Here is a 6,342-nt window from a genome sequence, read left to right as displayed (position 1 = left end):
CTCCTTTCAGGTTGATAGATTTGTTTTTGAGCAACTCAATTTTATCACAATCTGGTGAGGAGTTATATTTTTTTAGGTTAAAAATATCCCGCTATTATGCGGGGTTTGGCGTTTTGCAAACGCCTAAATTTACTATTGTTCCTGGAGGTGATTTGTATTTATGGATAAAACAAGCAAAGCCCGTCGTAGTGTAAATATGTCAAAAATCAGATCAAAAGATACTTCTCCAGAAATATTTATTCGTAAAGCTCTGCATCAGCGTAATCTGCGTTTTCGGGTAAACTACAAAGCAATCGCCGGCACCCCGGATCTCTATTTCACCAGGAATCCTACTGCGGTTTTTATCAACGGCTGTTTCTGGCATCGTCACCCAAACTGTCAGGACGCCACAACACCAAAAACGAATTCCGAATTCTGGCAAAAAAAATTTTCGGACAATATCCAAAGAGATGTACGTACCATTGCCACCCTGAAAGCGACCGGTATCCGCATCCTGATTATCTGGGAATGTACAATAAAAAAAATGATGAAAAGCCAGCCTTTCTGCGACGAAATGCTGGAAGTCATCATTCAATTTATAAAAAGTAATGATTTTGATTATCTGGAAATATGAACTGTTTGAGCGGTTTGACCCGGTTGTCCTCTTTTGAAGCTTTCACCAAAGTAGTCAAACTTCAGCTGGACGTTCCCATTGCGGCCTTCAGGATTTTCAATAAATTCGATCATATTACTGGCAATTTCAGCAACCAACGGCACCACAATCGAATTACCGAATTGCTTGTAGGCCTGTGTATCGGATACCGTAATTTTAAAATCTTCCGGGTATCCCTGCAGTCTGGCGCATTCCCGAGGTGTCAGCCGTCTGGGGTTTTTCCCTTCCTGGTAGATCAGGATTTCCGAGCCATCTTTATAATAACGGGCACTGAGGGTTCGGGTTACCCCGTAACGATCCGGCAGACCAAAGCCAAAACCGTTGCCTTTTTCTTTATGCTTGCGCGAATATTCCTGCAGGTAATTCCACAGTTTATCTGACAATGTATACTTGGCGTCCACTTCTCGTTCCAGAATATCGTTGAGAACCGGCTTTTTCTCCGTCTTATTGAGTCTGCAATCGAAATCTATTTCCTGACCGAACTTCTGTCTGTCAAACCCGACGATATAAACCCGCTCCCGATGCTGAGGGACAAAACCCTGGCCATCCAGTATGTATGGAAAAACCTCGTAATCCAGCTCATCCAGTGTTTTCATGATGATGTCCCAGGTACGTCCCTTGTCGTGACTTTTCAGGTTTTTCACGTTTTCCAGCAGAAACGCTTTAGGCCGTTTTTCATCCAGAATCCGGACCACATCAAAAAATAGCGTGCCCTGGGTTTTATCCTTGAAACCATGATCCCGGCCCAGGCTGTTTTTCTTGGATACCCCGGCAATCGAAAACGGCTGGCAGGGAAAACCGGCCACCAGTATATCATGATCCGGTACTTCTTTTTCATCGACCTGGCGGATATCGCCCACCGGCATTTCCCCGAAATTTTCATAGTATGTTTTCTGGCAATATTTATCCCACTCGCTGGAAAACACGCACTCACCACCGTTTGCTTCAAACGCCAGGCGCATCCCGCCAATACCCGCAAAAAGATCGATGAATGTAAACGCCTTGCCGGTGGCACTTTTTTTGTTACTGAGCATATGCAGCACTGCTTCACGCACGACTCCCTGCACACTGATCTCATATTTTTCTGAGCATTCTTTCAACAAACCATATATTTCATCTTCAAAATGTAGATTTATCTGTTTGGACATGTTTCACCTCTGGGAATAATTTCGTAGTTATTTATTCCCATTATAGCGTTTTCCAGGTAAAAAGACAAGAGTTATAACAAGATAGCGGCGTTACAGCAGCTTTATTTTAAACTACTTTTAATTTACTTTGACAGGTAAATTAAATTTTTTATAAGTGATCACCAGGTTTTCCCGATTCACAAACATATACCGGTCAGTATAAATATGTACCTCTCCGTCTTTTTCGTCCACAATGTATTCTGAAACCAGAAACTGATTGTTGACTGTCGTAAGGATTGCCAGGTCTTTTTCATTCAAATGCGTAGTTTCATACCATGACTTGTCCTCAATCGAGCTTGTAAGTTTGATTGTGGTACCCCAGAAGTATATGACTGGTACGGTTATCATTACAAGCAGGAGCACTCCACCAACAAAGGATCTTACCAATTTATTTTTAATGCGGTTTAGTTCTTCATCATACGTAATCGCAATCTGAAAAAAGATTGAAAAACCAATCATGATTACCAGTATAGCATTCATGCTGTGATCTATAACTTCGCTGTACCTGTTGACAAAATTCTGATGCTGAGGATGGGTGAGAATTACTTCTAAATTCAGAATAATTAACTGACCTAAAGAAATACCCAGAAAAATAATAAAAAAGCCCATTATTATCCGGCTGGTAGTTTTAGACGTTTCCTTTTTTATGAGTTGATTTTTTATATACCTGGGCGATATAATTGTGATTGCAAACAAAACAACTAATATAAAGTATAGAAAAAAATAATTGACATCGACCGAAAAATATTCCCGGGGTAGTTCATAAAAATTGGCGCAGTCATTTTTATACTTTTCCACATAAACAAAACCGCAAATAAAATACACTGTACCCAAAATGCCAAAAATCGAGACGATGAGTTCTGCTGCTTCCTTTAAACTCACGGCACCGATTTTTTTCAGAAAATCCTGAACTTGACTCGTCTTACTTTCGGTTTTTGTGCGCCTTTGCTTATTAACTGATTTTTTCATACAACCTCTCAATGCAGCTGTTCTTCCCTTTGATTTTACTTTTCATCATTGTGAACCCCCCTATGCAAACGGGGATCAATCTGATGACATTTCCATCTCATTAAAAACGATGCCGAAATTATAGGCCAGTAGTGGCGGAACTGCATTTCCAACCTGTTTTGCTTTTGAGCCAAGTTTACCTGCAAAAGTAAATGTGCGGTCAAATGTCTGAAGACAGGCAGCTTCCCGTACACTCAAAGCTCTGTTTTCTACTGGATGACCATACCTGCCATTTGAATAGCTGATGCATTTTGTTGTCAAAGTACTGCATTTTTTATTGCGTGACAACCGTCCATAAACATCTGTATGACCAACGTGATTTTTATGGCAATCAAGTTTCAAGTTGTCAGACCAGTCTGTCCTGCTACCGCCTTCGGGTGTTGCTTTAATTCGCATCAGATTTTTTTCTGTCAATGCTGCGGCACAGTGATCCGGATCATCCGGATCAGTTTCCCCAGCTTCTAACAAAGGCAACTCGTAAACCCAGTCACTGAAAACTGTTTCTGGCTGACTCCTGTTTTCGCCATGTGTAGGTGCCGGAAAATAAACTTCCTTGTTCAAGGCACCAATCAATATCAGCCTTTTCCTGATTTGCGGCACACCATAGTCAGATGCTGTTATTACTTGTGTTTTTATTCTATAGCCACATTCCTTTAATTTGGACACAAAATTCTCCAATGGACTCCCACCCATTTCAAATTTCTGAATACCAGGAACATTTTCAATAAATAAGTAATCTGGCAAATAAAATTCAATAAAGCGATAAAATTCGTCAAGCAGATTTATCCTCACATCGTCGCCTGACTTATTGCGATTCTGTTTTGAAAATGGCTGGCACGGTGCGCAACCACAGAATAATTTTTTTGATTCTTTATCGACATATTCGCAGATATCTTCTGGCGTTAAGCTACGTATATCTTTATTTATAAATGCTGCTTCGGGAAAATTTTGACTGAAGGTTTCAGCAGCATCACTATCGATATCAATACCCAATGCAATTTCGAAACCAGCTTTTTGAAAACCGGAACTTGCGCCACCACAACCTGAAAAAAAATCATAAACTTTAATCAAACATATCACCTCTAATCTAAAATATTTGCAAAAACAGCATTCAGATGTTTGAATAATTCACAGTCATCTTCAAGTTTATTAATACATCTCCGTTGAAAATTAAATATATATTCTGAATCAGCTTCTTCTCCCAACTCTTCACTTGCTTTTTCCTGAAAGTATTTTTTGAAATCTGCTTCATTTCCGATTTCAATATTCATACTTCTCAGGAGAGCCTCTTCTGGTGTTTTACATGGTAAAAACCAGACATTATTTTCCCAGAATTTTATAAAATTACGTAATACTTCGACCTTTTGTTCCTGATCAGACTTTCCCTGATAACCGTCATACGAAAATTGAATCTTACTGACATTTGTCATTTTTTCAATTATATACTGTAATTGGTTATTATAACATGTTGGAATTTGATTTTCCTGAATCTTCCGTAAATTTGTGATGGCTTCAATATTAAAATTGGTTTTCAGATCATCAAAATAGCTCTGGAGATCCTCGTAAGGATAATAATTCTTATCACCATCAAGTATAAAAAAAGTATTGCGTTTTTCTGCTGCCGCAATTGATACATGTTGTTTAATTATTGACTCAGCACCACCTGGTAAATAACTTACCGGCAATATCATGTTGTTATATTTACGTAAAATATACTTTTCAATAATTTTCTGTGAGAGTTTATCCTCTACATAAATTACAGTGCTTTCGCTTTCTTCATGACCCAGTTCAATAAAAGCAGATTTCCAGTGAACATCTGGCAAAACTTCGATCTTTTTGTCGGTTTTTCTGATCCGCAACAATTTGATAGCCTCTTCAGGAAGATCCGCAATCATTGTTGGTGAATGTGTTGTAACAAAAACCTGATGTTTCTTCTTAATGATCTGTTCAAGCACAAAATCTCTGAATCTCTTTTGTGCAGCCGGGTGCAGAGATATTTCCGGTTCATCGATAAGTATCAGTGATTTAGCAGGTGCATTTAGAATGCTATTGATCAACATAATGATTCTTGATTCACCACTACCCGCAAAAGCTTCAGTATACTCCAAATCACCCTCTTTAATCAAAATAGTTTTTGCATGTTTATTGGTATAAAGACTATGTTCAACGATCCTTATCTCCCTGTAGTTTTTTCCCATTATTTCCGAGAGAATTTTACAGGATTCATTACTTAATTGAATGTTGATTCTGATTCTCTGTTTACCATAAAATTCATATACACTGAGTTTACCCTTAATAACTCTATTCAGAATTTTTGAACGACTTCTGATGAATTCCTGTCTGCTTTTTATTCTTGCAGTTGTATTAAAATGCGAATGATAAAACATCAAATCAAATGCAGGCAGAAAATCTTTACAATGCATGTAAACGTCATTTTTTACGATCCCATCCCATCTTGTATTATTTTTATTACCTACAGACTTACCAAAACTAGGATCATATGGTTCCATATCATATTTTTTTAAACTTCTTGAAGGCTCCCAATAATCTGGATTCTTTTTAAAACCAATACGAGATTTCAAAACTTCTACTTTCTTATTTGCTCCCAGATGCTTATAACCATAGATTATACAGTGCCTTTCCGATCCAGTAACTTTATCAATAACTGTTGAAAACCAGTAATTACCAATATTACAACCATCAGGACAACCGTATAAGGCCAGTAAAATCGAAGTCTTGTTTGTTCCATTTTCGCCAACAAATACAGTTAGTGGAAAATCAAAATCAATTTTTGTTCCATCAACAACTGATTTGTAATGTGGAAATCTAATGTGTCTTATATAAGGTTCATAGAGCCTAAAATCATCGCAAAGTGTACCTTTAATTTTCTCAATCAGTTCAGCAACATTACTCATATTCTGTTATTCCAATCCAGCATTACATTTGATGCTATGTTTATTTCGTTGTTATAAGTACTTTAAATCAGTTTGAAGTCTCACGCTCCCCACTACATTCAACCACCGCTCACCCCCAGTCACAAAGGTCTCCACCACCGGCTCCAGCAGCATGGCCAGCCGTGCTTCGGTCAGATCGGGTTGCGCCTCGCCAGACTGACGTATTCTCTTTTGCCCCAGTCCATGGCTCCGGCAGTAGCCTTGTTCCGGAGTAGATCGATTCGATTGGAGTCTTTTTCGTAGAAGGCTTTAAAACTCCGGTAGAGATCATCTGAATCGACTGCCAGCTTGATATCGCCATCGTTATAAAAGGCCAGCAGCACCGGCATCTTATAAGTTTTGGCCATGGCGGTGTTTTCGATGTTAATCAGAAACTGGTGGCCGAAGCTGCCCAGCAGTTCCTTTTCAGCCGGGGTTGACTGACCAATGGCCTCCAGAAAGCCCAGATAATCCCGGAAAACATTGAGTTCTTTTTTGCTGCAGATCTGCCGGTAAAGGGTTTCATCCAGATGCACATGGAGATCCAGCCGCAGCGGCGGGT

Annotated in this window: 7 protein-coding genes; 2 read left to right on the top strand and 5 right to left on the bottom strand. The window is 39.1% G+C overall.

The genetic code is table 11. The features are described 5' to 3' along the window. Positions 1-194, top strand: a 194-nt coding sequence (locus tag ACWI_RS19225; protein ID WP_207648639.1) for a hypothetical protein, incomplete at its 5' end; no start/stop codon positions are given. After that, positions 161-613: a very short patch repair endonuclease gene (locus ACWI_RS02705; RefSeq protein ID WP_070369901.1), complete on the top strand. Its 453-nt coding sequence runs from the start codon at positions 161-163 to the stop codon at positions 611-613. The genes ACWI_RS19225 and ACWI_RS02705, both read left to right, overlap by 34 nt. Here ACWI_RS02705 and dcm read toward each other — a convergent pair. From dcm to ACWI_RS02680, 5 genes are all read right to left on the bottom strand, one after another. Further along, positions 598-1,800 (bottom strand): DNA (cytosine-5-)-methyltransferase, encoded by a 1,203-nt coding sequence (gene dcm / locus ACWI_RS02700; protein WP_070369900.1) that lies wholly within the window; start codon positions 1,798-1,800, stop codon positions 598-600. The two genes, ACWI_RS02705 and dcm, sit on opposite strands and share 16 nt — an antisense overlap. A 117-nt stretch (positions 1,801-1,917) precedes the next feature. Next, positions 1,918-2,808, bottom strand: coding sequence for a hypothetical protein (locus ACWI_RS02695; RefSeq protein WP_070369899.1), 891 nt, complete (start codon positions 2,806-2,808; stop codon positions 1,918-1,920). A 75-nt stretch (positions 2,809-2,883) separates the two neighbouring features. Beyond that, on the bottom strand, positions 2,884-3,927 hold the full coding sequence (locus ACWI_RS02690; protein ID WP_084633453.1) for a DNA cytosine methyltransferase: 1,044 nt from the start codon (positions 3,925-3,927) through the stop codon (positions 2,884-2,886). A gap of 2 nt (positions 3,928-3,929) precedes the next feature. Then, complete coding sequence (locus ACWI_RS02685) at positions 3,930-5,762, bottom strand: ATP-dependent nuclease (protein ID WP_070369898.1); 1,833 nt, start codon at positions 5,760-5,762, stop codon at positions 3,930-3,932. Between the two features lie 170 nt (positions 5,763-5,932). After that, positions 5,933-6,316, bottom strand: a complete 384-nt coding sequence (locus ACWI_RS02680) for a hypothetical protein (protein ID WP_070369897.1) — start codon at positions 6,314-6,316, stop codon at positions 5,933-5,935. Positions 6,317-6,342: the final 26 nt, after the last annotated feature.

Source organism: Acetobacterium wieringae, assembly GCF_001766835.1.
Classification (GTDB): domain Bacteria; phylum Bacillota; class Clostridia; order Eubacteriales; family Eubacteriaceae; genus Acetobacterium; species Acetobacterium wieringae.
The sequence above is the reverse complement of the archived record's forward strand: the minus strand, read 5'-3'. Positions and strand labels throughout refer to the sequence as shown.